Origin of the sequence: Streptomyces sp. NPDC057486, from assembly GCF_042802415.1 — a bacterium.
GTDB lineage: Bacteria > Actinomycetota > Actinomycetes > Streptomycetales > Streptomycetaceae > Streptomyces > Streptomyces yanii.
Map to the genome: position 1 here is coordinate 54,405 of NZ_JBHVEE010000023.1, position 24,951 is coordinate 79,355.

26 protein-coding genes and 1 riboswitch are annotated in these 24,951 nt (G+C 68.5%); of the genes, 12 read left to right on the forward strand and 14 right to left on the reverse strand.

All coding sequences use genetic code 11. From position 1 onward, the window contains the following. The first annotated feature begins 16 nt into the window (after positions 1-16). From ACFU6I_RS13920 to ACFU6I_RS13935, 4 genes are all read left to right on the forward strand, one after another. Positions 17-1,066 carry a LacI family DNA-binding transcriptional regulator gene (locus tag ACFU6I_RS13920; RefSeq protein ID WP_384365171.1) on the forward strand — a complete coding sequence of 350 codons (1,050 nt, stop codon included), beginning with the start codon at positions 17-19 and terminating at the stop codon, positions 1,064-1,066. A gap of 90 nt (positions 1,067-1,156) precedes the next feature. Then, a complete protein-coding gene (locus ACFU6I_RS13925; protein WP_384365174.1) occupies positions 1,157-2,401 on the forward strand; it encodes an extracellular solute-binding protein in 1,245 nt (414 codons plus the stop codon). A gap of 5 nt (positions 2,402-2,406) precedes the next feature. Continuing rightward, entirely contained in the window at positions 2,407-3,555 is a 1,149-nt protein-coding gene (locus ACFU6I_RS13930; protein ID WP_384365177.1) for a carbohydrate ABC transporter permease, read from the forward strand. After that, positions 3,552-4,490 carry a carbohydrate ABC transporter permease gene (locus ACFU6I_RS13935; protein WP_384365180.1) on the forward strand — a complete coding sequence of 313 codons (939 nt, stop codon included), beginning with the start codon at positions 3,552-3,554 and terminating at the stop codon, positions 4,488-4,490. The genes ACFU6I_RS13930 and ACFU6I_RS13935 overlap by 4 nt, the downstream gene beginning before the upstream one ends. Here ACFU6I_RS13935 and ACFU6I_RS13940 read toward each other — a convergent pair. From ACFU6I_RS13940 to ACFU6I_RS13950, 3 genes are all read right to left on the reverse strand, one after another. Continuing rightward, on the reverse strand, positions 4,480-4,614 hold the full coding sequence (locus tag ACFU6I_RS13940) for a hypothetical protein (protein WP_384365183.1): 135 nt from the start codon (positions 4,612-4,614) through the stop codon (positions 4,480-4,482). The two genes, ACFU6I_RS13935 and ACFU6I_RS13940, sit on opposite strands and share 11 nt — an antisense overlap. Positions 4,615-4,695: 81 nt before the next feature. Beyond that, positions 4,696-5,361 (reverse strand): SDR family NAD(P)-dependent oxidoreductase, encoded by a 666-nt coding sequence (locus ACFU6I_RS13945; protein WP_384365186.1) that lies wholly within the window; start codon positions 5,359-5,361, stop codon positions 4,696-4,698. A gap of 67 nt (positions 5,362-5,428) precedes the next feature. After that, the gene (locus tag ACFU6I_RS13950) at positions 5,429-5,959 is read right to left on the reverse strand and encodes a MarR family winged helix-turn-helix transcriptional regulator (RefSeq protein ID WP_384365189.1); all 531 of its coding nucleotides are present in this window, start codon (positions 5,957-5,959) and stop codon (positions 5,429-5,431) included. A 283-nt stretch (positions 5,960-6,242) separates the two neighbouring features. Between ACFU6I_RS13950 and ACFU6I_RS13955 the strand changes: the two genes are divergently transcribed. Beyond that, a complete protein-coding gene (locus tag ACFU6I_RS13955; RefSeq protein WP_384365192.1) occupies positions 6,243-6,677 on the forward strand; it encodes a VOC family protein in 435 nt (144 codons plus the stop codon). A 257-nt stretch (positions 6,678-6,934) separates the two neighbouring features. On the opposite strand, the gene ACFU6I_RS13960 is transcribed toward ACFU6I_RS13955, so the two are convergent. The 4 genes from ACFU6I_RS13960 to ACFU6I_RS13975 form a co-directional block, all read right to left on the reverse strand. After that, a complete protein-coding gene (locus ACFU6I_RS13960) occupies positions 6,935-7,630 on the reverse strand; it encodes a type 1 glutamine amidotransferase domain-containing protein (RefSeq protein ID WP_384365195.1) in 696 nt (231 codons plus the stop codon). A 321-nt stretch (positions 7,631-7,951) separates the two neighbouring features. After that, positions 7,952-8,176: a DUF6381 family protein gene (locus ACFU6I_RS13965; protein ID WP_384365198.1), complete on the reverse strand. Its 225-nt coding sequence runs from the start codon at positions 8,174-8,176 to the stop codon at positions 7,952-7,954. Positions 8,177-8,837: 661 nt separating this feature from the next. Then, positions 8,838-9,284, reverse strand: coding sequence for a nitroreductase family deazaflavin-dependent oxidoreductase (locus tag ACFU6I_RS13970; RefSeq protein ID WP_384365201.1), 447 nt, complete (start codon positions 9,282-9,284; stop codon positions 8,838-8,840). 361 nt (positions 9,285-9,645) lie between these two features. Then, positions 9,646-10,404: a DeoR/GlpR family DNA-binding transcription regulator gene (locus ACFU6I_RS13975; protein WP_384365204.1), complete on the reverse strand. Its 759-nt coding sequence runs from the start codon at positions 10,402-10,404 to the stop codon at positions 9,646-9,648. A gap of 74 nt (positions 10,405-10,478) precedes the next feature. Between ACFU6I_RS13975 and ACFU6I_RS13980 the strand changes: the two genes are divergently transcribed. The 4 genes from ACFU6I_RS13980 (at position 10,479) to ACFU6I_RS13995 (ending at position 14,206) form a co-directional block, all read left to right on the forward strand. Further along, entirely contained in the window at positions 10,479-11,672 is a 1,194-nt protein-coding gene (locus ACFU6I_RS13980) for an MFS transporter (protein ID WP_384365207.1), read from the forward strand. Beyond that, positions 11,669-12,436 carry an alpha/beta hydrolase gene (locus tag ACFU6I_RS13985; RefSeq protein ID WP_384365210.1) on the forward strand — a complete coding sequence of 256 codons (768 nt, stop codon included), beginning with the start codon at positions 11,669-11,671 and terminating at the stop codon, positions 12,434-12,436. Before ACFU6I_RS13980 ends, ACFU6I_RS13985 begins: the two co-directional genes overlap by 4 nt. A gap of 214 nt (positions 12,437-12,650) precedes the next feature. Then, complete coding sequence (locus ACFU6I_RS13990; protein ID WP_384365213.1) at positions 12,651-13,730, forward strand: dihydrodipicolinate reductase; 1,080 nt, start codon at positions 12,651-12,653, stop codon at positions 13,728-13,730. After that, entirely contained in the window at positions 13,727-14,206 is a 480-nt protein-coding gene (locus ACFU6I_RS13995; protein ID WP_384365216.1) for a carboxymuconolactone decarboxylase family protein, read from the forward strand. The genes ACFU6I_RS13990 and ACFU6I_RS13995 overlap by 4 nt, the downstream gene beginning before the upstream one ends. 3 nt (positions 14,207-14,209) lie before the next feature. Here ACFU6I_RS13995 and ACFU6I_RS14000 read toward each other — a convergent pair whose 3' ends face one another. Beyond that, positions 14,210-15,853 (reverse strand): GMC oxidoreductase, encoded by a 1,644-nt coding sequence (locus ACFU6I_RS14000; protein WP_384365219.1) that lies wholly within the window; start codon positions 15,851-15,853, stop codon positions 14,210-14,212. Between the two features lie 223 nt (positions 15,854-16,076). Then, a complete protein-coding gene (locus ACFU6I_RS14005) occupies positions 16,077-16,844 on the reverse strand; it encodes a transglycosylase SLT domain-containing protein (RefSeq protein WP_384365222.1) in 768 nt (255 codons plus the stop codon). 4 nt (positions 16,845-16,848) lie between these two features. Next, positions 16,849-17,034, reverse strand: a riboswitch (cyclic di-AMP (ydaO/yuaA leader). Positions 17,035-17,609: 575 nt separating this feature from the next. Here ACFU6I_RS14005 and ACFU6I_RS14010 point away from each other — a divergent pair. Next, positions 17,610-18,563 carry a DUF5996 family protein gene (locus ACFU6I_RS14010; RefSeq protein WP_384365225.1) on the forward strand — a complete coding sequence of 318 codons (954 nt, stop codon included), beginning with the start codon at positions 17,610-17,612 and terminating at the stop codon, positions 18,561-18,563. A gap of 11 nt (positions 18,564-18,574) precedes the next feature. Here the strand turns inward: ACFU6I_RS14010 and ACFU6I_RS14015 are convergent, their stop codons facing one another. Together ACFU6I_RS14015 and ACFU6I_RS14020 are read right to left on the reverse strand one after the other, a co-directional pair. Next, positions 18,575-18,934 carry a UBP-type zinc finger domain-containing protein gene (locus tag ACFU6I_RS14015; RefSeq protein ID WP_384365228.1) on the reverse strand — a complete coding sequence of 120 codons (360 nt, stop codon included), beginning with the start codon at positions 18,932-18,934 and terminating at the stop codon, positions 18,575-18,577. 254 nt (positions 18,935-19,188) lie between these two features. Further along, complete coding sequence (locus ACFU6I_RS14020; protein ID WP_384365231.1) at positions 19,189-20,415, reverse strand: aromatic acid exporter family protein; 1,227 nt, start codon at positions 20,413-20,415, stop codon at positions 19,189-19,191. A gap of 188 nt (positions 20,416-20,603) precedes the next feature. Here ACFU6I_RS14020 and ACFU6I_RS14025 point away from each other — a divergent pair, with 188 nt between their 5' ends. After that, complete coding sequence (locus ACFU6I_RS14025) at positions 20,604-21,767, forward strand: glycosyltransferase (RefSeq protein ID WP_384365234.1); 1,164 nt, start codon at positions 20,604-20,606, stop codon at positions 21,765-21,767. 116 nt (positions 21,768-21,883) lie between these two features. On the opposite strand, the gene ACFU6I_RS14030 is transcribed toward ACFU6I_RS14025, so the two are convergent. Both ACFU6I_RS14030 and ACFU6I_RS14035 read right to left on the reverse strand, forming a co-directional pair. Continuing rightward, on the reverse strand, positions 21,884-22,423 hold the full coding sequence (locus ACFU6I_RS14030; RefSeq protein WP_384365237.1) for a MarR family winged helix-turn-helix transcriptional regulator: 540 nt from the start codon (positions 22,421-22,423) through the stop codon (positions 21,884-21,886). A 99-nt stretch (positions 22,424-22,522) separates the two neighbouring features. Continuing rightward, on the reverse strand, positions 22,523-22,786 hold the full coding sequence (locus tag ACFU6I_RS14035; RefSeq protein WP_384365240.1) for a hypothetical protein: 264 nt from the start codon (positions 22,784-22,786) through the stop codon (positions 22,523-22,525). A 46-nt stretch (positions 22,787-22,832) separates the two neighbouring features. Here ACFU6I_RS14035 and ACFU6I_RS14040 point away from each other — a divergent pair, with 46 nt between their 5' ends. Next, entirely contained in the window at positions 22,833-23,267 is a 435-nt protein-coding gene (locus ACFU6I_RS14040) for a MarR family winged helix-turn-helix transcriptional regulator (protein WP_384365243.1), read from the forward strand. 46 nt (positions 23,268-23,313) lie between these two features. On the opposite strand, the gene ACFU6I_RS14045 is transcribed toward ACFU6I_RS14040, so the two are convergent. After that, on the reverse strand, positions 23,314-24,678 hold the full coding sequence (locus tag ACFU6I_RS14045; protein ID WP_384365246.1) for an MFS transporter: 1,365 nt from the start codon (positions 24,676-24,678) through the stop codon (positions 23,314-23,316). Positions 24,679-24,951: the final 273 nt, after the last annotated feature.

The following is a 24,951-nucleotide window of genomic DNA, read 5'->3' on the forward strand; positions in this document are numbered from 1 at the left end:
GGTTCCGGAGACACTGATGCCCCGCTCGCCCAACACCCCCAGACCCAAGGCAGGTTCAGTCACCCTGGCCACGGTCGCACAGCGGGCCGGAGTCTCTCCGCAGACGGTGTCGAACGCGCTCAACTCGCCCGAGCTGCTGCGTCCGGAAACCCTGGAGCGGGTCCGCCGCACCATCGACGAGCTGGGCTATCGGCCGCACCGAGCGGCCCAGACCCTGCGTACGCGATCGAGCAAGCTCATCGGGTACGGAATCCGTCCCACCGCCCCTGGCACCTCGGCCCCGGTCATGGACCGGTTTCTGCACGCCCTGTCCCAGACCGCCGACGAGGCCGGATATCGGATCCTGCTCTTCGCCTCACCCCCCGGCAGCGCCGGTCTCGACGGATACGAGGAGCTCCTCGACCTGCACAGCGTGGACGGTTTCGTGCTGAGCGGCACCGAGCGGGGCGACCAGCGCCAGGCCTGGCTGGAAAAGCGCGGTGTGCCGTTCGTGGGCTTCGGCCGGATGTGGTCCGGCCGGCAGATCGGCGACTGGGTGGATGTCGACGGCGCCTCGGGCACGGACGCCGCGGTCGAGCATCTGGTGGCTCTGGGGCATCGCAGGATTGCGTTCCTCGGCTGGCCGCGCGGCTCCGGAGTCGGTGACGACCGCGCCATGGGCTGGCAGCGCGCCATGCAACGGCACGGCCTTCCGGTGCGTGGCAAGCGGGCACGGAGCATCGATGACATCGCCTCGGCGCAGGCCGCAGTCGAACCACTGCTCGATGCGGGCGCGACGGCCGTGATCGCCGCCAGCGACATGCTCGCACTGGGCTGCTACCACGCCCTGCGCGAGCGACAGGCCGTGCCGGGCAAGGATGTCGCGGTCATCGGCTTCGACGACTCCCCCACGGCGGCCCTCCTCTCCCCCGGACTGTCCACCGTCGCCCAGCCGCTGGAAGCCGTCGGCCGCGAATGCGTCCGGCTTCTGCTGGCCCGGATGTCGGAACTCGGCGCTCCCCCCGAGCGCGTCCTGCTCGAACCGTCCCTCGTCGTGCGGGACAGCACATCCGCGTCGGACGACTGAACCACCCCCACGCCTGTTCACGGGCCCCCATTCACAGCACGCCCTTTCCGGGCAGCTGAGCCGCAAGCCTCATCCCACCTGGAGGAATTCATGGCAACCCGTACGGCCGTCGCCGCCTTCGCCACCTGCGCGGCGCTCCTGGCCGCCACCGGCTGCTCGTCCAGCTTCGGCAGCGACAAGGAGCCGGCGCAGGACAAGGCCGGCAAGCAGAAACTGACGGTACTGATCGCCACCTCGGGGGACGCCGAGACCCAGGCAGTCAAGACCGCCGCTGCCGCGTATGCGAAGAAGTCCGGCAACTCGGTCTCGGTCGAGGTCGCGAAGGACATGAACCAGCAGCTCGCTCAGTCCTTCGCCGGTCACAAGCCGCCGGACGTCTTCTACGTCAACTCCGACCAGTTCGCGAACTACGCGAAGGGCGGCTCGCTGTACCCGTACGGGGACCGGATATCCGACGCCGACGACTTCTCCGAGCAGCTGCGCGGCTCGTTCTCGTACGACGGGAAACTGGTCTGTCTGCCGAAGGACTCCTCCACCCTCGCTCTCGCCATCAACACCGACCTGTGGAAGAAGGCCGGGCTGACGGAAAAGGACTACCCGAAGAGCTGGGAGGAGCTGAGGACCGTCGCGGACAAGCTCACCGGCAAGGGCGTGACCGGCCTGGTCACCAGCGACGAGTACCAGCGGCTCGGAGTCTTCATGAAGCAGGCGGGCGGCTGGCTCACCGACCCGAACCAGCAGAAGATGACCGCGAGCGCCCCGGAGAACGCCAAGGGGCTCGACTTCGTCCAGTCCCTGCTCAAGTCCGGCTCGATGAAGTTCGCCAAGCAGGTGGACACCAGCTGGGGCGGCGAGGCACTGGGCAAGGGCAAGGCCGCCATGACCATCGAGGGCAACTGGCTCGAGGGCGGCATGAAGCTCGACTACCCCGACGTGAAGTACACCGTCGCGCCGCTGCCCGAGGGACCCGCCGGGAAGGGCACCCTCGCCTTCAGCAACTGCTGGGGAGTCGCCGCCGAGAGCGCGCACCGGGCGGCGGGAGTCGACCTCGTGAAGTACCTGACCTCCGCGCAGCAACAGCTCGCCTTCGCCGACGCGTTCGGTGTCATGCCGTCGCGGACGAGCGCGCTCAAGACCTACGCCGAGAAGAAGCCGGCAGCCAAGGCCTGGGTGGAGGGCAACGCCTACGCGCAGGGCCCGGTGACGATCGCCGGCTTCGACAAGGTCCTGAGCCAGTTCAACACCGATCTGCAGTCGCTGCGCACCGCCGACCCGAAGAAGATCCTCGCCGACCTTCAGCGCAACGGCGAACAGGCGATCGCGAAGGGCAACTGAGCCGCATGCCCATCCGCACGATGCGCGCCGGCAGTATCACCCGCACGACCGGCTCGCCCGGCGCACCTGACAGCGCACCCGGCAGAGCCGGTACGACCGCGAAGGCTCGCGCCCCGCGCGCGGGCCTTCGCGGGGAGGGCACCTGGGGCTGGCTGTTCGTCAGCCCCATGGTGCTCGTCCTCGGCCTGTTCATGGTGCTTCCCATCCTGATGGCGCTGTGGGTGAGCCTGCTGCACTGGGACGGACAGTCCAACCCGTTCTCCGTCCGGGCCGACTTCGTCGGCCTGGACAACTACCGGGCGCTGCTCACGCAGGACGGACTCGACCGCACGCTCTTCGCGACCTCCCTGCGTAACAACGCCTATTACGTACTGCTGACCGTCCCCCTGCAGACCGTGCTGGCACTGGGTCTGGCCCTGGTCGTCAACCAGAAGCTGCTCCGGGGGCGTGGCGCCCTCCGCACGACGTTCTTCTTCCCGTCCGTCACCAGCTCCATCGCCGTCTCAACGGTCTTCCTCTTTCTCTTCCAGGGCAGCGGATCCGTCAACACCATGCTGTCCTGGATCGGGATCAAGGGACCGAACTGGTTCGCCGACCCCCGCGGGGTGCTCTCCCTGATCCTGGGCAGCCTGGGAATCGTCGATCCCGAGCGGCCCAGCGGAATGCTGGCCGATCACTCCGCCCTGGGACTGTCGTGGTTCGAGTGGCTCTCGGGCCCCTCGGTCGCGATGTGCACGCTCATCCTGCTCGCCGTGTGGACCACCTCCGGCACCTTCATGCTGATCTTCCTCGCGGCCCTCCAGAACATTCCGCGGGAGCTGGAGGAGTCGGCCGCCATGGAAGGGGTCAACCGCCGCCAGATGCTCTGGCATGTGACGCTGCCGGCGTTGCGTCCCGTGCTGTTCCTGGTCCTGACCCTGGGACTGATCTCCACCTGGCAGGTCTTCGACCAGGTGTATGTGATGGGTCAGGGCGCTCCGGGCAATACGACACTCACACCCGCCTTCCTGTCGTACTCCGCGGGCTTCGACAACGCGGACTTCGGGCAGGGCGCTGCGATCGCGTTCATCCTGCTCGCCCTGATCCTCATCCTGACCGCATTCCAGCGCTGGGCGCTGCGGGAACGCGGCGCAAGCACCGGGAGGAACCGATGACCGCCGCCGGAACGGCCATACGGGACCGGCCTCAGCGCTCCCCCCACCGTCGCGGCCCGCGCGACGGCGGACGCCCTGTTCTGGGTCGCTTCCCCCTGCGGTGGCGGCTGGCAGGATACGCCGCGGTGCTGGGACTGGGTCTGCTCTATCTGCTCCCGTTCGTCCTCCAGCTGGTGACCGGATTCAAGACGGACCCGGACGCTGCCGCGCATCCGCTGGCCCTGCTGCCCACCACTCCGACCACAGCCGCTTACCAGCGGCTGCTCGGGCTGAGCCAGGCTGCTGAGGGGGTGCCCTTCCTGCGCTGGCTCGGCAACTCGGCACTGGTGGCGGTGCTGGTGACCGCGGGCCGGGTGCTGTTCGACTCCATGGCGGGATACGCGCTGGCGCGGCTGCGCTTCCGGGGCCGCTCGGCACTGTTCGGCTTTGTGCTCGCAGTGATGGCGGTGCCCGGAGTGGCCCTGCTCATCCCGAAGTTCCTGGTGCTCAACACCTTCGGACTCTTCGACACCTACTCGGGCATGGTCCTGCCGTTGCTGGTGGACGCGGCGGGCATCTTCATCATGAAGCAGTTCTTCGAATCGGTGCCCCGCGAGGTCGAGGAGGCCGCGCGGGTCGACGGGGCGGGTGTGTTCCGGATCTTCTGGTCCGTCGTCCTGCCGATGGCCAGACCGGCGCTGATCACCCTGACGATCCTGTCGTTCCAGGGGTCGTGGAACGAGTTCACCCACTTCCTCGTCAGCACGCAGTCCGGCCAGTACGAGACACTCACCACGGGCCTCGCCCGCTTCGTCTCGGGCGGACTCGGTGGCGGAACGCAGTATCCGCTGAAGCTGGCGGCGGCCCTGCTGTCCACCCTTCCGGTGGCCGCGCTGTTCTTCTGCTTCCAGCGCTACTTCGTCAGCGGCGCCAACTCGGGTGCGGTCAAGGAGTGAGCGCGGCCTCGCCCTTGCGCGGGTCACGGCCCAGCAGGATGAGGCGGTGGCCGTCGGCGAGGAGGTCGCCGGCGGCCCGCAGGCCGATGCCGCTGTTGCCGCCTGCGATGAGGATGGTCTTCATGATGCTCCGGGGAAGGAGGACGGGCGGCTACCGGCCTGTGGAGGCACGGACCGGTGACCGCCCATGGTCGGCATGCTGTCCTCAGGCGCCGATGAGGTGTTCCGCCTGGTCCCGACTGGTGTGGAGGGCCCAGTAGTCGAGGGCGATCTCGTCGGGCGAGCGGTGCGGGACGCCTTCGGGGGCCTGGCTGCCGATCATGAGGTTGATGGCCACGTTGGCGGCGTAGATGCCCTCAGCGGCAAGGGTGTTGTGGAGGTTGACCGCCCAGTTCCGCAGGCCCGCCTGGGCGATGTTGGTGGTGGCGAGCATCGGGTAGGGGTTGATCGCGCCGCCGCCGGTGGTGAACAGCAGGGTGCCGGCCCCGGCCTGGAGCATCCCTGGCAGCACCGTCCGGACGGCGGTGACCGCGCCGTGGAGCAGACCGTCGATCTGCGCCCGGAGGTTGTCGACGGTGACCTCCTTGGGCGCGGTCATGACCAGACCCGCATGCGGGGAGAACTCCAGGACGTCGATCCGCCCGAACCGCGCGATGGCGGCATCGAGCGCGCCTGTGAGCTGTGCGGCGTCGGCGACGTCGGCCGGAAAGCCCTCCGCGGTGATCCCGGCCTCGGTGAGTTCGGCGACCAGGGCGTCGAGCTTGTCCTTGGTACGGGAGATCAGGGCGACGTCGAAGTCGTGGCCGCCGAAGACCTTGGCGATGGACAGGCCCAGGCCCGGTCCGGCTCCGACGATGGCAATCGTGGGCATGCGTGCTCCTCGAGGGGGTGCGATCCCGGCCGGTCGGCCGGGGCGTAGGAAGGGAGGGGCGCCGGGGTCAGTCCCGGTCGGCCGCAGCAGGGGGCACCCCGTCCGGGGCCCAGTCCGTGGGACACGGGGCCTGGATGGCGCCGAGGATGCGCTGGGAGGCGGTTCCGAGCTGACGCTGCTGCGCTTTGGTCAGCGGGTCGAAGACCAGGCGGCGCACCGCGTCGACGTGGCCGGGGGCCGCGGCGGCGACCTTGCCCTGGCCCTCGTCGGTAAGGGTGGCCAGGGTGGAGCGCCCGTCGGAGGGGTCGGGGCGGCGGCGCACCCAGCCGCGCTTCTCCAGGCGGCCGACAACATTGGACAGCCGGGAGAGTGTGCTGCCCGCGTACTGGGCCACCTCGCTCATCCGCAGGGTGCGCTCCGGCGCCATCGAGAGCGCGGACATGACCACGTAGTCGAAGTGGCTGATGCCCGCGTCCCGCTGCATCCGGGCTTCCAGCGCGGCCGGCAGTTGGGTCAGCACGTAGGCGAACGCGTACCAGTGCTGCTGTTCGTCGGCGTCGAGCCAGCGCGGCTCGGCGGCTTCCCGTGGATCTTCCATGCCCTCACCATACTTCAAGCTTGAAGTGATTCGGAAACATTTTCACTACAACCTTGAAGTGACTGGATGAAGTGGTGAGGGTCGACGAACATCTTTTCGTGGATCGTCACGGGTGTACCGGCGGCCGTACTCCTGCCGGCCGGGCGACGAATCCCAGCCGTACCCCGCAACAGCTCGCCGCCTGCCGACGCGGCTGAGCCGCGTCGCGAAAGCGTACCGTCGCCCCGTCACACGCGGCCCACGCCAGGCGCTGACTGTCAGAGGTGCACAGTACGGTCCTGTCATGGCAACCAGAATTGATCTGACGCTTGACTGTGCGGACGCGCAACTCCTCGCCGCGTTCTGGAAGACGGCGCTGGGCTATGTCGATGAGCCCCCACCTGCTCCCTTCAAGACACGCGAAGAGTGGCTCGCGCAGTTCGACCTGCCGGAGGACGATTCCGAGGACGACGGCGCGTGGCTCTGCGATCCTGACGGGGTCGGCCCCCGCCTCTCCATCCTCAGAGTCCCCGAGCCCAAGACGGCAAAGAACCGGCTCCACATGGACGTCCGGGTGCCGGGACACGGCAGTGCCGACGAGCGATGGGCGCGGATCAAGGCGGAGGCCGAGCGTTTGGTGAAGGCGGGCGGGAGTGTCCTGGAGGAGTTCGACGGACACCACGTGATGATGGCCGACCCGGAGGGCAATGAGTTCTGTGTCGCCGCAGCCTCGGCGTGAAGCGGACTCCGCCGACGCCGGTCGGCTCGCGCCCCGGGCTGACGACTGTCTCCGGCTCATCCCGTGGACCGTTTCCCGGACCCGGGGCGCGAAGGGCTTCGTCGTCCCGTCTCGGCACAGGCAGGTCGAGCGGACTCTGAGCCGGCTCGCGGAAGTGCGCCGCAACGTCCGGTGCCACAAGTACCTTCCGCAGCATGCGGAGGCGAGCTGCCCCACCCCGCGGATCTGCCCGGCCGGACGGATCCCGGCCCCGCTCGTCAGCTGAGGTGCTTGACGACGGCGTCGGCGACGGCCTTCGCGCTGCCCGGGTTCTGCCCGGTGATCAGGCGACCGTCTTCCACGACGTAGGAATCGAAGGGCTTGTCCGCGGTGCTGTAGTCGGCTCCCAGCTTCTTCAGCCCGTCCTGCAGGCTGTAGGGCACGACTTTGTCCCGCTGGGCGAGCTCCTCCTCCGGCCAGGAGAACCCGGTGACCCTCTTGCCCTTCACCAGTGGTTCGCCGCTCTCGAGAGTGACATCGAGCAGGCCGCACGGCCCGTGGCAGACCGCCGAGACGATGCGGCCGGAGTCGTAGAAGCGGGCGATCAGGGATTCCAGCTCCTGGCTCTGATGGAAGTCGAACATCACGCCGTGACCACCGGTGAGGTAGATGGCGTCGTAGTCCTCGACGTCGGCCTCGGCCACGGACATGGTGTTCTCCAGCTTGTCCATGAACTCCCGGTCGGCGTAACGCCGGCCCGTGCCGAGCTCGCCGAGCACGTCGTGAGCCAGACTCTCCGGGTCGAGCGGAACCAGTCCTCCGGCGATGCTGGCGATCGTGGACTCGAAGCCGGCCTGCTCGGCCACATCGTAGAAGTGGGTCAACTCGCCGAGCCACAGGCCGGTGCGGTATCCGGCCTTCTCGTACTCGCCGACGCTGGTGACGATGATCAGAATGCGGTTGGTGTCGGCCATGACGGCCTCCCTGGTTGCTCGTCTCGGAGTGCTTCGGCGAACGTGGCCCGGCCGCTTCGGTCGGCCTCATCCCGAGCCTGGTGGACCGGACGGGACAGCAGCGACCGGAAGAGGTCCTGATCCCGGCGTTCTGAGCGGTCGGCCCGCTTCCTCGGTATCAACGATCTCGGCCTGTACCTGCCGGAAGGTCCGTAGCAATCCACAGTGAACTGCGGCTGCGCAATCGAGGGGACGGTTCGGCCGGGTCCCTTCGCCGGGCACGAATGGCCTCCCCTGGAGGTCGGGGGAGGCCATTCGGTACCGCTGGACGCGAACGGTGCGTCACCGCGGCGGGAACTCGTCCTTCTGACTGCCGGCACGACGTCCGGGCCTGTTCTCGGCCGCGCGTCCGCCCTGCTGTATCGGCTCAAGTAGGCGTCGGACCTCGTCGTGCAGCCTACGGCGTTCCATGGGATCGCTCGTGTGCTCGGCACGCTCGTTCAGTTCACGGACCTTGTCCTGCGTCTGCTGCGCACGACTGGCGGACTCGCCTGCAACGCTCATCATCGCTCCTGGGGACGAGAGGGGGTGGGGACACGTCGCAGCCAATCAGTGCCCTCTCTCCGCCGCACCCCGGAGGGTGACCGTGCGCAATCAGTGCAGGTCGGTGTACCGACATGGCGAACCAGAGCTGTGGCTCGTCCGCGAGTGTCCTGTGTCCTGTCCGGATTGGCTCCACGAGGTCCACAAACGCGCCGGTCCGCGCGGTGTGTCCTCGCCCAGGTCGCGTCCTGATCTCTGCGAGTTGGTTCTGCGCGTCGAACCGTTCTCCGCAAGGAAGCCGTCGCGGACGGACTCGAGAGGGGCCGTGACCGGGCTGCACACATGTCAGGCGAGGACAGGAGTCGCGGCTCATAGCGACTGGCAGGAACGCGGGCAGCACACCGTCGGGGGCCTCGCTGTACCGGCCCCTTCGCCGACACCGAAGGGGCCGCCACGCACAGCGAACCGCACCGCAGGTCCGCCCCTGCCCGCATCCGACGCACGGACGGCCCGCTCGCCGCCGGGAGAGCAGAGTTTCGCCACCCTGTCGAGCCCCGGGAGAGATGGGTTCCGCCTCGGCGAGCAGGAACTGGAGCATCCGAACGATCAAGGTCACAGCTCAGCACCGGCGGCTGTTCCCTTGGTCCCCCGTGCCGGATACCCGGACAGTGCCTCCTGGTCGTGGTCAGTGGCTCCTGGCCGCCGGCTCCAGGACGAAAACGGGAATCTGCCGGTCGGTCTTCAGCTGGTAGTCCGCGTAGTCGGGGAACGCCTCGACCGCGCGCTCCCACCACACTGTCTTCTCTTCACCGGTGACCTCACGGGCGTTCATGTCCTGCCGGACCGGGCCGTCCTGGAGTTCCACCCGGGGGTCCGCCGTGATGTTGTGGTACCAGACGGGGTGCTTGGGAGCGCCGCCCTGCGAGGCGACCACGGCATACGTTCCGTCGTGCTCGACCCGCATCAGCGGTGTCTTGCGAATCTTTCCGCTCTTGGCTCCGAGCGTGGTCAGGATGATGACCGGCAGACCACGCATCGTGGTCCCCTCCGTGCCGCCCGAGCTCTCGAACAGCTCGACCTGATCGCGGACCCACTGTGCGGGGCTCGGTTCGTAATCACCCTTGAGAGGCATGGAATCTGTCCCATCGTCGGCATACGGACATTCGGACACGCGGACATCGGCGTGTCCCACTGCACCGAGAACTCTTTCATCATTCCGCCGTCGCGAGGGCGGAACCGTACGTGTGTCACTGCGGCAGCCGCACCGGGGTCAGGAGTCGTACGGTCTCCGACGCAGCTACAGCATGGCCTCGAATCCCGCCTTCGGGTCTCCGGGCCTCCGGGTCGTGGAGACCGATGCCCGCCACCGGGGCCGGCCGCTCGATCGAGGCGGTGGCGGAAGGTGTTGTGCTGCGTCCCGTAGGCACGCAGATGGACGACGGGGGCCGTCGGTACCGCAGTGACGTGCGCGTACTGTTCAACTGACGCCCTGGTCATACCTGTCGCACGTGCACACCCGCCGCGGTCAGTGCGTCGACCTCCGCCTCGGGCGCGCCCTCGTCGGTGACGACGGCGTGCAGTGCGGTGGCGGGCGCGACAAGAGCAAGGGCGGTACGGGAGAGCTTCGCGCCGTCCGTGACCGCGATGACACGGCGGGCCGACGCGATCGCGGCCCGCTTGACGGCGGCGTCGTCCAGGTCGTACGCGGTCAGGCCGTTCGCAGCGTTCAGTCCGCAGCAGCCGATGACCGCGGTGTCGAAACGCAGGGCGGCCAGCGATGCCTCGGCGAGCGGGCCGGTGAGTGCGAGCTCTCCCGGCCGGGGGCGGCCACCGGGCACCAGCAGCGTGAGGTCCTGCGCTCCGGTCAGTGCGTTCACCGCGTGCAGGGACAGCGGCATGACCGTCAGGCGGCGGTGCTCCAGCGCGCGGGCCACTTCCAGGCAGGTGGTGCCGCTGTCGAGGACGACGGACTCCCCGTCGGCGATCAGCCCGGCAACCTCGGAGGCGATGCGTCGCTTGGCCTCCAACCCCTCCGTCGCCCGCAGCCCGAAGGGGGGTTCGTCGCCGCGCAGCAGCAGACTCCTCGCTCCTCCGCGGTATCGCTCCAGGATGCCCTGCTCAGCCAGGGTCTCCAGGTCGCGGCGGATGGTCATCTCCGACGCGCCGGTCAGGGCGGCCAGCTCCGCGACGCCGGCACTGCCCGCGTCGCGTACCGCCTCGGTGATCCGTCTCAGTCGCTCTGCGCTCGCCACATCTGCGATAGAACATCATCTGTGTTCACAACGCAAGCTTTCGAACATCAAACATGTTCGATATGTTCGTCGACATGGAGAGATCGCTGCGGACCGGCCGACTGGTCACGACCGCCTACTTCGCCCTGAACGGTTTCGTCCTGGGGATGTGGGTGCTCCACATCCCTGCTGTCGAGCGCCACGTGGGCATCAGTCATGCCGTGCTCGGCTGGTTGCTGCTCATCCTCGGCGCGGGAGCCTTCGCGGGCATGCGGATCACGGGCCCGCTCACCGATCGGTGGGGCGCACGCATCGTCGTCCCTCTGAGTGCGGCTCTGTGCAGCGCGGCCGTGGTCCTTCCAGGTCTGGCCACGGACACATGGACGCTGGGAGCCGCACTCGCGCTGCTCGGACTCGGCAACGGCTGCCTCGACGTCAGCATGAACGCCCATGCCATCCAGGTCGAGCGGGGCTACCGACGCCCCGTCATGTCAGCCTTCCACGCCACGTTCTCCATCGGTGGCGTCCTCGCCGCTCTGGTGGGCGCGCGCACACTCAGCTGGGGCTGGAGCCCGGCGGCGACCCTCGGCTCGGTGGCAGTCCTCGGCCTCGCCGTCGCCGCACTCGCCGCCCGCGGGCTCCTGCCTTCCGAACACGTCCCCTCCCCTGCCGAGAAGACTTCCGCCGGTGCGGCTCAACCGGCGCACCGGACATCCCGCCGCATCTGGGCGCTGGCCGCCCTCGCGCTGATGCTCATGCTCTGCGAAGGAGTGGCCAACGACTGGAGCACTCTGCATCTTCGGGACGTCCTGAACGCCACCGCCGCCACCGCCGCTCTCGCCTACGGTGCGTTCGCGACCGCCATGACCATCGGCCGACTGCTGACCGACCGAGTGGCCATGCGCTTCGGGCCCGTCGCCATCCTCCGCTACGGGGCGGCCCTGGCCGCGGTCGGGCTGACGACAGCCACGTTCTCCACCTCGATCCCGCTCGCCCTCGTCGGCTGGGCCGTGTTCGGGGCCGGGCTGTCCGGCTGCATCCCCCAGCTCTTCAGCGCCGCCGGCCACGCCGACCCGGGCGCCGCCGGGACGAATGTCTCGCGTGTCGCCGGTCTGGGCTATCTCGGCATGCTGGCCGGTCCCGCCGTCATCGGACCGCTGACACACTTCCTCCCGCTCAACCTGACCTTCCTGCTGCCCCTTGGGTTCTGCGTCGTGGCATCGTGCGCAGCCGGCTTGCTCCGCTCGCCACGCACCGCTCCCAGCCGGCTGGAGGCCGAGGCGGCATGACGGGAACGGACGGCACGAGCCCGGGGTGCGGCACACTGCGGCACTTCACGCTGAAGTGCGACGGCGAGACCCTGAGTTGCCTGGCAGCAGTCCCGCACATGTCGCATCCCAGCGTGCCCGCTCGCCCCACAGCCGTACTCCTGCACGGCGCCGGTACCAGCGACACGTCACGCCTCACCGGGCTGCTGTCGGACTTCGCCGCTCGCGGACACCACGCTCTGGCCTTCGACTTCTCCGGGCACGGTGACAGCTCGGGTCGGCTGAGCGAACTGAGTCTGAAGCGCAGGTTCGCGCAGGCCCGAGCCGTGATCGACAGCCGTGTTCCCGACGGCGGCCCGCTGGTGCTGATCGGATTCAGCATGAGCGGGCAGACCGTCGCCGACCTGGCGGCGCACTACGGATCCCGGGTCGTCTCCATCGGACTGTGCGCGCCGGCGGTCTACGCTCCCGAGGCATGGTCCGTTCCCTTCGGCGCGGGATTCACCGAGATCATCCGCACGCCGGACAGCTGGCGGCGGTCTCCGGCACTCGACGTCTTCCGCTCCCTGTCCACCCGCGCGGTCCTCGCCACACCACTCACGGACACGATCATTCCCCCGGCCGTGACGCAAGCGGTGGCCGGCGCCCTGGCCACTTCGCGCTGCCGCTTCACCGGGCTCGTCCACCCCGAAGCCGATCACCGCCTGGGCCAGTGGTTCGCCGTCAACGCCGTGGCGCGCGGCCGCTTCGTCGACACCGTACTCAGCGACACACCCCCGACGTAGGGACCGTCCACGAGACCAACGGCCCCCGACCGCACGGCGTCCCCGTCAGCCTTTCCGGTCGCAGCACTGGACGCCGCGGGTGGCCGCAGCCCGAGGGGCGTCGCACGGGGGGGCCGACTCCCCTGCCCCGCCCGGCGAACTCGCCTGCTCCGCCCGGCAAACTCGTCGCGTCGCGGCACTAGGAAGTGACAGGTCCACTCGCTACCCTCCGCGCATGATTTCCACCGTCGTCTGGGGCACGGGCAACATCGGCCGCTCCGCGATCCGCGCTGTCGAGGCCCATCCGGCGCTCCAGCTCACCGCTGTGCTCGTCCACAATCCCGACAAGGTGGGACGTGACGCGGGCGAACTCGGCGGGCTCGATCGTCCGCTGGGGATCGTGGCGCGCGACGACGTCGATGCCGTGCTGGCCACCGGCCCCCGGGCCGTCGTGTACGCCGCGTCCGGCGACATCCGCCCCGACGAGGCTCTCGCCGACATCACCAGGGCGATCCGGGCCGGGGCCGTGGTCGTCACCCCCGCGCTGTACGCCCTGTACGACCAGTTGGGCGCCCCGTCGGAGCTGCGGGATCCGGTGCTGGACGCCGTCGCGGCCGGTGGTGGCTCGCTGTTCGTCTCGGGTGTCGACCCCGGCTGGGGCAATGACGTACTCCCGCTGCTGATCAGCGGACTCGGCACCTGCGTGGATGTGATCCGCTGTCAGGAGATCTTCGACTACTCCACCTACGACCAGGAGGAATCGGTCCGGTACCTGGTAGGCATGGGCCAGCCGATGGAATACGAGCCTCTGATGCTCGCACCGACCGTCCCGACCATGGTGTGGGGTGGGCAGATACGGCTGATGGCCAGGGCTCTGGGGGCCGAACTCGACGACATCCGCGAGACGTTGGACCGACGCCCGCTCGACGCCACGGTGAGCACCAGAACGATGGGCACGTTCGAGGCCGGTACTCAGGGCGCCGTGCGGTTCGAAGTACAGGGCATCGTCGGCGGCGAACCCCGCATCGTCATCGAGCACATCACGCGCATTCACCCCTCCTGCGCACCGGACTGGCCGACGCCGCCCGACGGGGACGGCGCACATCGAGTGATCATCGAGGGCCGTCCGCGCATCGAGGTCACGGTCGAGGCCACCGACGAGGGCGAGAACAGGTCCGCGGGCGGGAACGCCACCGCGGTCGGCCGGCTCGTGAGCGCCATCGACTGGCTCGTGGACGCGGAACCAGGAATCTACGACGCGCTCGACGTCCCGCTGCGCCCCGCAGTCGGCAGGCTCGGAAGGAGACATCCATGAACATCGACATCCCCGAGGGCAAGGACGCGATCGAGTACGTGTGGGGCGAGATGGTGCCCGGGATCGGGATCGCCGCATCGAACTTCTCGCTGTCGGTGTACGCCCACACGACCCTGGGACTGCGCGAGTTCGAAGCCGCGCGGTTGCGAATCGCCCAGATCAACGGGTGCCTCTTCTGCCTCGACTGGCGGACCGAACGGGACGGTGTGAAGGTCGAGGAGGAATTCGCCGACGCGGTGACCGAGTGGCGTACCACCGACGTTTTCGACGACCGAACCCGGTTGGCCGCCGAATACGCCGAGCGGTACGCCCTGGATCACCACAACCTCGACGACGCGTTCTGGTCCCGGATGACCGCGCACTACAGTCAGCTCGAGATCGTGGAGCTGAGCATGAGCATCGGATCATGGCTGGCCTTCGGCCGGCTCAACCATGTGCTGGGCCTCGACACCGTGTGCGCGCTGCCCGGCCGTTGATCGTCACAGGTCGGTGGCGATGATCTTCTCGATGTTCCGTTCGGCGAGCGCGGTGATGGTGACGAACGGGTTGACGCTGGTGTTGCCGGGGATCAGCGAGCCGTCGATGACGTACAGGCCCACGTAGCCGTGCAGGCGGCCGTAGTTGTCGGTGGCCCGGTTCAGCACCGCGCCGCCGAGCGGGTGGTACGTGAGGTGGTCGCCCCAGATCTTGTAGGTGCCGAAGAGATCGGTCCGGTAGATCGTCCCCTCCTTCTGGTTGATCCTGTCGAAGATCGTCTTGGCGGCGTCGATGGACGGCTGCTTCCAGGCGGTCTGCCAGTTCAGGTCGACCGTGCCCGTCGCGGCGTTCCAGGAGAACTCGGCCCGGTTCGGGTTCTTGGTGATGGACAGGTAGAACGAGGCGTATGTCTCGATCCCGGTGGGCAGCGGCGCAACCTCGGCGAACGCGCCACCGGCCGCCCAGTTGTCGATGCCGCCCGTGGGAATGGACGCCTGAAGACTGCCGGTCGGGTCCCACAGGTGATTGGCCCGGCCGCACATGACGTTGCCGTTGTCGCCCCACCCTTTGCCGATCTCGTTGTTCAGGGCGGGGAGCGCACCGGTGGCCTTCAGCTTGACCAGCAGCTTGCTGGTGCCCACGCTGCCGGCCGCGAAGAACACCCGGTCGGCGGTCACCGTCTTGGTGGCCGTGGTGTCACCGCCGGTGTCGATCTGGTCGATGACGACCGTGTAGCCGCCACCTGCCGCCGGGGCGACCGAAGTGACCTTGTGCAGCGGCGAGATGGCGACCCTGCCGGTGGCTCTGATCCGGTCGAGGTACGTCTTCTGCAGCGATTTCTTGCCGTAGTTGTTGCCGTAGAGGATCTCGCCGGCCAGCGCCGACCTGGGGACGGTTCCGGCCTCCTCCTGCCTCATGTAGTCCCAGTCGTACACGGTGGGCACGAAGACGAACGGGAAGCCGGCACGTTCGGCCTGCTTACGGCCGACCCGGGCGTACTGGTAGCACGCGGCGGTGTCGAACCAGGCCGGATCGATGGTGCCGACGCCGAGCCCGGCATTGGCGCGCGGGTAGTAGATGCCGTACATCTCGTCGGCGTCCACCGACGGGAGGACGGCTCCGAAGTTCTCGCGCTTGGGGGTGACCGCCATCCCGCCGTTGACCAGCGAGCCGCCACCGACACCGCGGCCCTGGTAGACGGTGATCCCGCTGAACTCCTCGGCGTCGAGGATCCCTGTGTTGCGGGTGATGTTCCTGTCGATGGGGAAGCCGAGGAAGTTGCTGAGCGGCTGCTTGGTCCTCGTGCGGAGCCAGTACGACCGGCTGTCCGGGGAGGTCGTGTTGGCGAAGATCTTGCCGTCCGGGCCGGGGGTGTCCCAGGCCATGCCCATTTCGATCATGTGCACGTCGACGCCTGCCTGGGCGAGACGCAGTGCGGCGACGGAGCCGCCGTATCCGGTGCCGATCACCAGGGCCGGGACATGGGCTCCGGAGTCGATCGGAGCGGCTGCGGAGCGGATCCCGGCCCGGGCCGGGATGGTGTGACCCGCGAGGGCCACGGCTCCTAAAATAGAACCAGTTCCTGTGATGAATCTTCGACGCGAAACACCCTCGGTGCCTGCATCATGCATGGTAGAGTCACTCATGTGACACGCCTCACTCTCTTCAGAGTGAAACTGGTTCTACTGCTGTTTGCGTGTCAAGTCACTACATACCTGCGGGTAATATGCACCCGATCGAGGGACCCGGACACGCAACGTCACGCGTCGCCCCGGACCGCGCGGCAGGAGGACAGGACCGACGGGAACGGGTGGCGAAGCCCTGTCGGACCTTCGCCACCCGTCATTCCCGAATCGACGCAACCGGGGGTCAGTAGGCCCCGAACACGTTGTCGATCGAGCCGTACTTGGCAGCGGCGTAGTTGCACGCGGCCGTGATGTTGGCGACCGGGTCGTAGGGGTCCATCGACGTACCGGGCACGTGGTAGGCCCGGAAGGTGGGGTCGATGACCTGCAGGAGACCCTTGGACGGCGTGCCCTTGGCTGCGTTCGAGTCCCAGTTGTTGATGGCCCGGGGGTTGCCCGAGGACTCGCGCATGATGTTGCGGTGGATCCCGTCGTAGCTGCCGGGGATGCCGTGCTTGGCCATGACGGCCAGCGACTCCTTGATCCAGCCGTCGAGGTCGTTCGTGTACGTCGTGGGCTTGGGGGTGACCACAGCGGCGGTGCTCGCGGCCGTCGTGGACTCGACCGCCGCGGGCGCGGCCTTGGCGCCGATGGTGAGCTTCTGGCCCGGGTGAATCACGCCGGGGTCGGCTCCGATGACCGCTCGATTGTCCTTGTACAGCTGCTGCCAACCGCCGCTCACGGACTGACTCAGGGCGATCTTGTAAAGGGTGTCACCGGCTATCACGGAATAGGTGGAGGGCGTAGCCGCCCGCACGGCAGTCGGCTTGGCGGGGGCGGCAGCGGGCGCCACCGCATTGGCGACGGCGGTGACAGACTGCGCCGGCGCTGCCGAGGCAACGGTGGCCCCGATCATCGGAAGAGCCAGAGCGGCTCCGCCCGTGCTCACGGCAATGATTCCGCGAGTCAGCGAACCGGACTTACGACGACGGTGGTTACCCATTGCGGGCATGGCGCATTCCTCTCCGTCGCCTACGAGGTGAGCTGTCGGGTTGAGGCTGGAGTTGCCTCGCCGTATGGGAATACGACTTCACCCCTAGCCGTTCCGGATACCGGATCGGCGGCTTGCCTGGGTCCCCCGCTCCTGCCGTACGTGAATGGTCGGGTTACCGGACGGCGGCAGGATTCGGCGTTCCATCCGGATTGACGGTGACCGTAGGCGAGAAACTCCGACCTGAACAAGCCCCCATTTCTCGATCACAATTCATTTACAAGATCGAGTCGCGGAATTTCACCTGATCCACCCCGGCCCACGAAGCCAACTTTCTTGGCGCAGCAGGGAACCGGGCGGCACGCCGCTGCGTCCGCGCGCCCGAAAGGTGACTCTCACCACTCAGTCCGAAAAGGGCGATTTGCCCGACCCGTAAGACCCCGACCCGTGAGGGTTTCGCATGCATCGGACAGTCGAGCAACTTCCCTTAATCGCCAAAATTCCGACATTTAGCAGATATTGGCTTCGACGGACAGGCCCTCGGGCCTCCGACTCGTCGGGAAGGTCGCCTCCCACGAGGCGACCGGGGCCAGTCGCACGTCACGCATCTGCGCCGACTGCGGCGCACGAGTGGCCGCCCACCCCGGCCTGGTCGCGCAGGTTCACACGAACGACACCACGACGGCCGCACGAGGTGCCGTACGCCTTCGGCATGGCCATGATGGTGCGGAAGAACGCCCTGCCCGCCCACCGGGACCGTCCGGCAGCACGAAAGAAGTGATGGCGATGGAGCTGTTCCCGCCCATGCCGCTCGCCGAGTGGCGTGACACCAAAGAGACGCTCCACCGCTTCGCGCAGGTCGTCGGAAAGATCCGTCTCGCGGCCAGCGTCCGGCGCAATCACTGGTGGAACGTTCCGTTTCACCTCACCGGCCGCGGTATCACCACCCGCCCCATGGGGCAGATCGACGGCAACCCGATTTTCACGGTGGACTTCGACTTCGTCGACCATCGCCTCGTCATCACAAGACTGGACGGTGTGACGGTCTCGTTCCCACTTTCGGGCCAGTCTGTGGCGTCCTTCCACAAGAAGGTCATGGCCGCCCTGGAAGCACTGGGCATCAAGGTGGATATCAACGTGCCCAGGCCATTTGATCTGCCCGACGCCGAGCGGCCGTTCGCCGAGGACACCCAGCACGCGGCATACGATCCCGAACACGCCAACCGGTATTGGCAGGTTCTCAGTCAAGTGGCACTGGTACTGGAGGAATTCGCGGCGCGGTTTTCGGGGAAAGTCAGTCCCGTGCACCATTTCTGGCACACCTTCGATATCGCCCACACCCGCTTTTCGGAGCGTCAGATCGACCAGCCCCAGCAGGTCGACCCGGTGACGCGGGAGGCCTACTCCCGAGAAGTGATCAGCTTCGGATTCTGGTTCGGTGACGACAAGTTCGCCGCTCCCGCGTTCTACTCGTACACCGCTCCCGAACCGGCGCGGTTGGCGGAGGAACCGCTCACTCCGGTGTCGGCGCAGTGGGTGGATCGCGGCGGCAGCCATCTGGCGGTGCTGCCGTACGACGCGGCCCGCACCGAGAGCGATCCCCGTGCGGCCGTTCTCGCCTTCTACGAAAGCGCCTATCAGGCCGGAGCGGGGCGCGCCGGCTGGGACATCGGCCGTCTCGCCTGTCCCGACGGGACGACCGATCCGTGCCTGAGGACCCATATGTCTGCCGGTGGCTGAGGAGCGCGGCTTCAGTGCAGCTGCTGCTCCCAGTCCGAGGGGACCTTGTCCCGGGGTCCCGGGGTCGGCTGGTCGACCGGGTGCGAGGTGGGCGGGAGCAGCTCCAATCCCTCGTAATATTCCTCGGTCTCGATGTTCCAGAGCCAGTTCTCCCCCGGCTCGAAGCTGGCCAGGAAGGGATGTCCTGCCTCGCGTGCGTGCTTCGTACCGTGCTGCGAGGGGGAGGAGTCGCAGCAGCCGATGTGACCGCACGCGGCGCAGCGGCGCAGGTGCAGCCACCATCCCGGTCCTTCGCCCGCCAGGCAGTCCGCACATCCCGCCCCGCTGGGAGCCGCGGCGAGATCGATGCCTGGGATCTGGTCAGGTGCCATGTGACGTGTCTCCGTGATCAGGCGCGGGACCGCGGACCCTGCGGGTCTCGGCCCCGGCGCTCCGAGGCTTCCGGTGCCCCTCCTGCATCGTAAGGCCGGGTTGCACGGTCCGCCTGCGCCGAACAGCCGTGCCGGACTCCGGGCGCCGATCGGTGGTGTGAAGTGCCCACCCTGCAGAGGGCGTTCGCGTGTGCGGGCGGCAGCAGGGCCGAGGCATTCGGGCGTCGCGGGGCGCGGTCTCCTGTCGGCTCGCGTCACGCTCCCGGGACTGTCGGCTGCGTGGCCCGGGGGCTGCCGAGCCGCCGCCGCAGTGCGGCGAGCCGGGGATGGCGTTCGTGCAGTTCGGCGGAGTGGCGGTCGAGTTCCTCGCCGAGGCGTTCGGCGCGCTTGTCGATGTCCAGCTCATCCAGAATGCGGTCGACCTCGGCGAGCAGCGCACCGTGCAGTTGCCACTGTCGGGGGTGCTCCTGGACGTCCTCGAGCAGGAGGTCGGCCACCACGTCCCGAGTGGCGCGGCTGGCGGCCAGTGCGTCGGCAAGTCTCGACTCCGCCTCCTCGGCATTGGCGGACACCGGGGTGGTGATCAGCGTGGAGAAGCTCTCGATGGCGTCGGCCATCTGCGTGAAGAGTTCCCGGAGCGAGGCGGCCACGTCCTGCGGGAACATGGTTTCCTCCGTCCGGGCCTTGGCCAGGTCCGTCAGCGTGCGGGCCAGCACGCGGAGCACAACGGCACAGATCTCCAGTGTGTCGAGTCCGGTACGCAGGACGATGCGGTACAGAAGACCCTGCCGGATCCGGGGGTTGAGCAGGAGGCTCTCCTCGGCCTGCCGCAGCGAGGCGTCGACGGCCACGATGTCGTGGTCGAGTCTGCGGGCGTCGTGCAGTCTCGCCGCCGCCTGCGTGACGGAGATGTGGCCGCCGACCTCCTCGCCCATGGCCCGGAACATCCGTCCCATCTCCCGTGCCAGTTCGTCGATGGACACGCCCGCGTTCTGCACCCATACGGGAGGTGCGAGCAGGTTGAACAACAGGCCGACGCCCGCACCGATCAGGGTCTCCAGAACGCGGTCCCACGCGGTGGCGGCGACCTGGGAGACGCCGAGGACGAGCATCGCGCTGATGGCGACTTCCGGCACGAACTCGTCCACCCGCACCATCCGGCCGATGATCAGCGAGCTGAAGATCGTCAGACCCAGGCTCCACCAGCTCAGCCCCACCAGGGCGCTGAAGCCGATGGCGATGAGCACCCCGACGACGACGGAGTTGACGCGCCGGATGCCCGTGGTGAGTGTCGCGTACAGGGTGACCTGGACGACGAGGAGCGCGGTCAGCGGAGCCGTCAGCGGTGCGGGCTGCGGAAGGGTCCACACCGCGACGACATACGCGATCACCGCGGCCGCCGTCGAGCGCAGGGTCTGCGCCGCGACAGGCTCGGTGGTCTGCCGTACGAGTTTGATCACAGGTGCGGAGATTTCAGGCATTTCACTCTCCTTCCCTCGTACGACTGCTTGCAGCACCACGAATCCACCGGACGGGTTGTGCGTGGGCCCTGTCGATGGGTACGTGGGCCTCCTGGCGTCGTCGGTCGGACAGCAAGGCGCGGCGGAGTGCCGGAAGTCGGCGCAATGCAGTCCTGTGGGTGTGGGGCGCCGATCCCTAGGGTCGTGCCATGCGCGTACTTTTCGCCTCGACCAGCGGATCGGGCCACTTCAACCCCCTTGTCCCGTTCATCGACGCCTGCGCGGCGCGTGGGGACGATGTCCTCGTCGTCGCACCGCCCAAGCTCGAACCGTTACTGACGACCCGGGAACAGCCCTACCGCATCGGCGGGGAGCCGCCGGAGGCCGAGCTCGTCCCGCTGATGACGCGGGTGTTGGGACTGCCTGCGGACGAGGGCGTGTCCCTGATGACCAGGGAGGTGTTCGGCAGGCTGTGCACCACCGCCATGCTGCCGACGCTGGAGGAGCTCTGCCGGGAGTGGCGGCCGGATCTCGTCCTGCACGAGATGTACGAGCTCGCGTCGGTGGTGGCAGCCGAGCGCCACGGTGTCCCGCATGCCCAGGTCGCCGTTTCTGCCGCGCAGTTCGCGGAGTCCACCGATGAACTGCTCCGCCCGGTACTCGATTCGTACGGTGCGGGCATCGCGGACCGGCTCAGGGCCTCCCCCTATCTGACCCGGCTCCCCACGTCCCTGGACCCCTCGCCGTACGCGGTGACCCGGCGCTACCACCAACCACCCGCCCCGGACGCTCTGCCGGACTGGTGGCACAGCGGTGAGGAACCGCTCGTCTACGTCACGCTCGGCACCGAGGTGGGCGGCATGCCGAACGCCTCCGCCCTGTACCGGACGGTGCTGGCGTCCGTGAGCGAGCTGCCGGCACGCGTCCTGCTGACCACGGGTCCCCTCACCGAGGTGTCGGACTTCGGGGCGATCCCCCGCAATGTCCATGTGGAGAAGTGGGTCCCCCAGGCCGACGTACTGGGCAGCGCCTCCCTCGTGCTCTGCCACGGCGGTTCGGGCACGGTCTACGGCGCCCTCGCCGCCGGTGTCCCGCTGGTCTGTGTGCCCCTCTTCGCCGACCAGCCGACGAACGCGGAGCTGGTCACCGGGGCGGGCGCAGGTCTGACCGTCACGGCGGACGGACCGGGACAGGAGGGGGCCGGGTTCGGTCCGGACGGTGTCGCCCGCCTGCGGTCGGCCGTCGAACGGGTACTCGAGGAACCGTCGTACCGGGCGAGTGCCGAGCGCCTCGCAGCCGAGATGTCGGCCACGCCGACAGCCGGCGAACTGCTCGGCAGTCTCGGGGCCGTGCCGGCGCCCGGTCTTCGCTGAGACCGGGGGGACGAGCGGCGGTCAGTGCCGGAACCAGGAACACCGGTGGCTGCGGCGCGACCGGTCCGGCGTCGGCGACGTACGAGGGAGCACCACGACGATTCGGGGCACGCCCTCTACTGCGCGGCGCCGGGCGACTCCTCGTCGGATTCGAGGATCGAGTCCTCCAGCCTGCGCAGCAGCCGCGCGAGCTGGCGGCGTTCGGACGGCGACAGCCCTCCGAGCATCCGGCGTTCGTTGTCGAGATGCTCCGCGAACACGGTGTCCACCGTCGTGAGGCCCTTGTCCGTGAGACGCGAGTAGACGACCCTGCGGTCGTCGGCGTCCCGTTCACGGACGATCAGGCCGTCCTTCTCCAGACGGTCGATCCGGAGGGTGACCCCTGCCGACGACACCAGTCCGGAGTCGGCGAGCTGGCCCGCCGTCAACCGGAACGGCTTCCCCGACCGCCGCAGGGCGGTCAGCACGTCGAAGCCCGCCACGGACAGACCGTGCCGCTCGATCGACGTGGTGAGCCTGGTGCTGTAGCGCAGGAACGAGCGGTGGAGCCGCGCGAGAACCTCCAGCGGGCTGGTGTCCAGCTCCGGCCGTTCGCGCGCCCAGTCCTCGATCACCTTCGCCACGGCGTCCCGGTCCCCCGGCCTCGATCCAGCCATCCTCAACCCCTCGCACGGCTCCCGCAGACTTCTCACGGCCCTGAGAATCTTACCGCTGAGGGGAAGAGCCGGGACCGGGGGTGCCTGCGCCGTAGGGCTTCACCTGCGGGAACGCCGCCTCAGCACCTGGAGTACCACCACCACGCACAGCACGGCCGCCGTGGGCGCCGCAGCCTTCCTGAGCAGCACGGGCAGCGCCGCGGCACCGAGGTCGATGGCCTCCGGCTCGGGCGCGACCCGGCCCTGGAGCGTTCTCGTCGTGCCCGTCATGGAGTCCGCAGACGCGGTCGGCCCGGCGTCCCGCAGCAGCTCTTCGAGGTGGGTGGCGAACTGCTGGACGATACGGTCGCCGACCTCGGTCATGATGCCCCGGCCGAACTGTGCCGGACGGCCGGTGATGTCGAGGTCCGTGCGTACCCGCGCGACACTGAGCGAGTGCGTCGTTCGCCATCAGGCGCTGATCGGCAGGACCGTCCGCGAGTACGGCATCAGCCTGCCCGCTTACGACGTACTCGCCACCCTCCGCGACGCGGGCGAGCCCTACCGCCGCACGATGGGCGAGGTGGCGGCGGCCGGCACGGTCCGCGCGGGCGGTCTCACCCAGCACGCGGACCGTCTGGAAGCGGCAGGTCTGATCCGGCGGGAGCGCGACGCGGACGACCGCCGGATCGTCCGGCTGCGCCTCACCACGGAGGGTCTCGAACTCGCCGACCGGGTCCTCGCCGTACGGTCGGCCCAGGAGCGGGAGTTGCTCGCCGGGCTGGGCACGGCAGACCGGCGCCGGCTCTCCGGGCTGCTCGGAACCCTGGGGCAAACGCTGGGGGCCCGTGTCCCGGAGCAGTGATCGCTGCTCCGGGACACCGGCCCGCACCGGGACTGCCGATCGCGTCTCAGGCGTTGATCTCCTCCAGCGTCCTGCCCTTGGTCTCGACGGCGAACCACGCGATCACCGCGCCCACCGCGGCCACCACGGCGAGCTGCGCGAAGACGACGGCCAGACTGCCGCCCGCGCCGATGATCGCGCCGACGGTCACCGGACCGAGGATGACACCGAACCGGTTCCACAGACCGCCGAACGCGGCACCCTTGGCCCGGTTGAACGTGGGGTACAGCTCGGGCGAGTACAGGTAGAGCCCCGCGTTGATCGCGTACAGGAAGAAGGTCGTGCACGAGGCGAAGACGGCGACCTGACCGCCCGAGGTCGCCCCGGCCAGTGCGAGGACGCCCAGCGAGAGCACGGTGCCGACGAGCGCGCCGATCAGCGCGGGCCTTCGGCCGATGCGGTCGATCAGCAGGGCCACGACGAACGTGCCGAGCAGGCCGGTGACGTTGCTGAGCAGGGTATAGACGAGCGCGGTGGTCAGATCCAGCCCGAACTGCTTCGTGTACAGCGACGGCAGCCAGGTGGAGATGCCGTGGTTGACGTAGTACGCGACGAACCACAGACCCGACAGCACGGCCGTCCGCCGAAGATAGCGCCCACGGAACAGGTCGCTCAGCCGGCCCTGGGAGGTGTCTTCGGGCAGCGTCGCGGCGGGTGCGGGCAGCGGTTCGGAAGTGGCCCGGGCGACCTCCGCCTCGATACGGGCGAGAGCCTCCTCCGCTTCCTCCGTGCGGCCACGGGACAGCAGCCAGCGCGGGGACTCGGTGACGTGGCGGGGCAACAGGGCGGCGATCAGCGCCGGAAGGGTGCCGACGACAAACATCGCACGCCAGCCGAAGTTGGGGACCACCCACACGGCGACCAGGGTGGCCACCGCGAGTCCCGCCGGGAAGATCATCTCGTACAGCAGGACGAAACGGCCCCGCTTGTCGGAGCGGGCGATCTCGTTGATGTAGGTGGCCGCGACGGGCACGACGCCGCCGATGCCGAGACCCTGGACGAACCGGAAGAGCGAGAAGGTCTCGATGTTGCCGGAGACGGCGACGGCGAGGCTGGCGAGACCGGTGACGGCGACGCCGAGGGCGACAGTGCGCACGCGGCCGATCTGGTCACCCATCCAGCCGGCGGCCAGTGCCCCGAGCAGCATGCCGATGGAGGCGGAGGTCACGGCGAAGGTGGCCTGCCCGGTGGTCAGGTGCCATTCCTTCATCAGGACGGGCAGTGCGGAGGCGGCCAACAGCTGGTCGAACGCCTCGAAGAAGGTGACGGCGCCGATCAGGAATCGGACCTTGACGTGCCAGCGCGAGTGCGGCAGTCGTTCAAGTCTCGCGGCTATGGAGCCAAGGGCTGGCTTGCCGGCCACAGTCGTCATGGAGGGGGTCCTTCCGCGGACAGAGGAGTTGCGGAGACAGTAGGGTCCCGTATCTAAGCGGTCAATGGTTAAGTGCTTAGAAATCTGACGGCCATCCACTCGTCGACCATCCTCGCCGCCACGGATCCCATGCTCAAGGTCCCCTCGACACCGATTTCAACTCGGGCCTTGCGCAGAGAAAGTTAAGCTCTTAGATTTCTAGCACTTCGACAGTGCAGGCAGCCCAGTCACTCCGGTGTCGCGCCGAGCGCATCCGCACCCGAAGTCCCCTCA

Excerpts from the sequence above, each read along its gene's own strand:
- ACFU6I_RS13920 (WP_384365171.1), top strand. The coding sequence starts at position 17 with ATGCCCCGCTCGCCCAACACCCCCAGACCCAAGGCAGGTTCAGTCACC.
- ACFU6I_RS13925 (WP_384365174.1), top strand. The coding sequence starts at position 1,157 with ATGGCAACCCGTACGGCCGTCGCCGCCTTCGCCACCTGCGCGGCGCTC.
- ACFU6I_RS13930 (WP_384365177.1), top strand. The coding sequence starts at position 2,407 with ATGCCCATCCGCACGATGCGCGCCGGCAGTATCACCCGCACGACCGGC.
- ACFU6I_RS13935 (WP_384365180.1), top strand. The coding sequence starts at position 3,552 with ATGACCGCCGCCGGAACGGCCATACGGGACCGGCCTCAGCGCTCCCCC.
- ACFU6I_RS13940 (WP_384365183.1), bottom strand. The coding sequence starts at position 4,614 with ATGAAGACCATCCTCATCGCAGGCGGCAACAGCGGCATCGGCCTGCGG.
- ACFU6I_RS13945 (WP_384365186.1), bottom strand. The coding sequence starts at position 5,361 with ATGCCCACGATTGCCATCGTCGGAGCCGGACCGGGCCTGGGCCTGTCC.
- ACFU6I_RS13950 (WP_384365189.1), bottom strand. The coding sequence starts at position 5,959 with ATGGAAGATCCACGGGAAGCCGCCGAGCCGCGCTGGCTCGACGCCGAC.
- ACFU6I_RS13955 (WP_384365192.1), top strand. The coding sequence starts at position 6,243 with ATGGCAACCAGAATTGATCTGACGCTTGACTGTGCGGACGCGCAACTC.
- ACFU6I_RS13960 (WP_384365195.1), bottom strand. The coding sequence starts at position 7,630 with ATGGCCGACACCAACCGCATTCTGATCATCGTCACCAGCGTCGGCGAG.
- ACFU6I_RS13965 (WP_384365198.1), bottom strand. The coding sequence starts at position 8,176 with ATGATGAGCGTTGCAGGCGAGTCCGCCAGTCGTGCGCAGCAGACGCAG.
- ACFU6I_RS13970 (WP_384365201.1), bottom strand. The coding sequence starts at position 9,284 with ATGCCTCTCAAGGGTGATTACGAACCGAGCCCCGCACAGTGGGTCCGC.
- ACFU6I_RS13980 (WP_384365207.1), top strand. The coding sequence starts at position 10,479 with ATGGAGAGATCGCTGCGGACCGGCCGACTGGTCACGACCGCCTACTTC.
- ACFU6I_RS13985 (WP_384365210.1), top strand. The coding sequence starts at position 11,669 with ATGACGGGAACGGACGGCACGAGCCCGGGGTGCGGCACACTGCGGCAC.
- ACFU6I_RS13990 (WP_384365213.1), top strand. The coding sequence starts at position 12,651 with ATGATTTCCACCGTCGTCTGGGGCACGGGCAACATCGGCCGCTCCGCG.
- ACFU6I_RS13995 (WP_384365216.1), top strand. The coding sequence starts at position 13,727 with ATGAACATCGACATCCCCGAGGGCAAGGACGCGATCGAGTACGTGTGG.
- ACFU6I_RS14000 (WP_384365219.1), bottom strand. The coding sequence starts at position 15,853 with ATGAGTGACTCTACCATGCATGATGCAGGCACCGAGGGTGTTTCGCGT.
- ACFU6I_RS14005 (WP_384365222.1), bottom strand. The coding sequence starts at position 16,844 with ATGCCCGCAATGGGTAACCACCGTCGTCGTAAGTCCGGTTCGCTGACT.
- ACFU6I_RS14010 (WP_384365225.1), top strand. The coding sequence starts at position 17,610 with ATGGAGCTGTTCCCGCCCATGCCGCTCGCCGAGTGGCGTGACACCAAA.
- ACFU6I_RS14015 (WP_384365228.1), bottom strand. The coding sequence starts at position 18,934 with ATGGCACCTGACCAGATCCCAGGCATCGATCTCGCCGCGGCTCCCAGC.
- ACFU6I_RS14020 (WP_384365231.1), bottom strand. The coding sequence starts at position 20,415 with ATGCCTGAAATCTCCGCACCTGTGATCAAACTCGTACGGCAGACCACC.
- ACFU6I_RS14025 (WP_384365234.1), top strand. The coding sequence starts at position 20,604 with ATGCGCGTACTTTTCGCCTCGACCAGCGGATCGGGCCACTTCAACCCC.
- ACFU6I_RS14030 (WP_384365237.1), bottom strand. The coding sequence starts at position 22,423 with ATGGCTGGATCGAGGCCGGGGGACCGGGACGCCGTGGCGAAGGTGATC.
- ACFU6I_RS14035 (WP_384365240.1), bottom strand. The coding sequence starts at position 22,786 with ATGACCGAGGTCGGCGACCGTATCGTCCAGCAGTTCGCCACCCACCTC.
- ACFU6I_RS14045 (WP_384365246.1), bottom strand. The coding sequence starts at position 24,678 with ATGACGACTGTGGCCGGCAAGCCAGCCCTTGGCTCCATAGCCGCGAGA.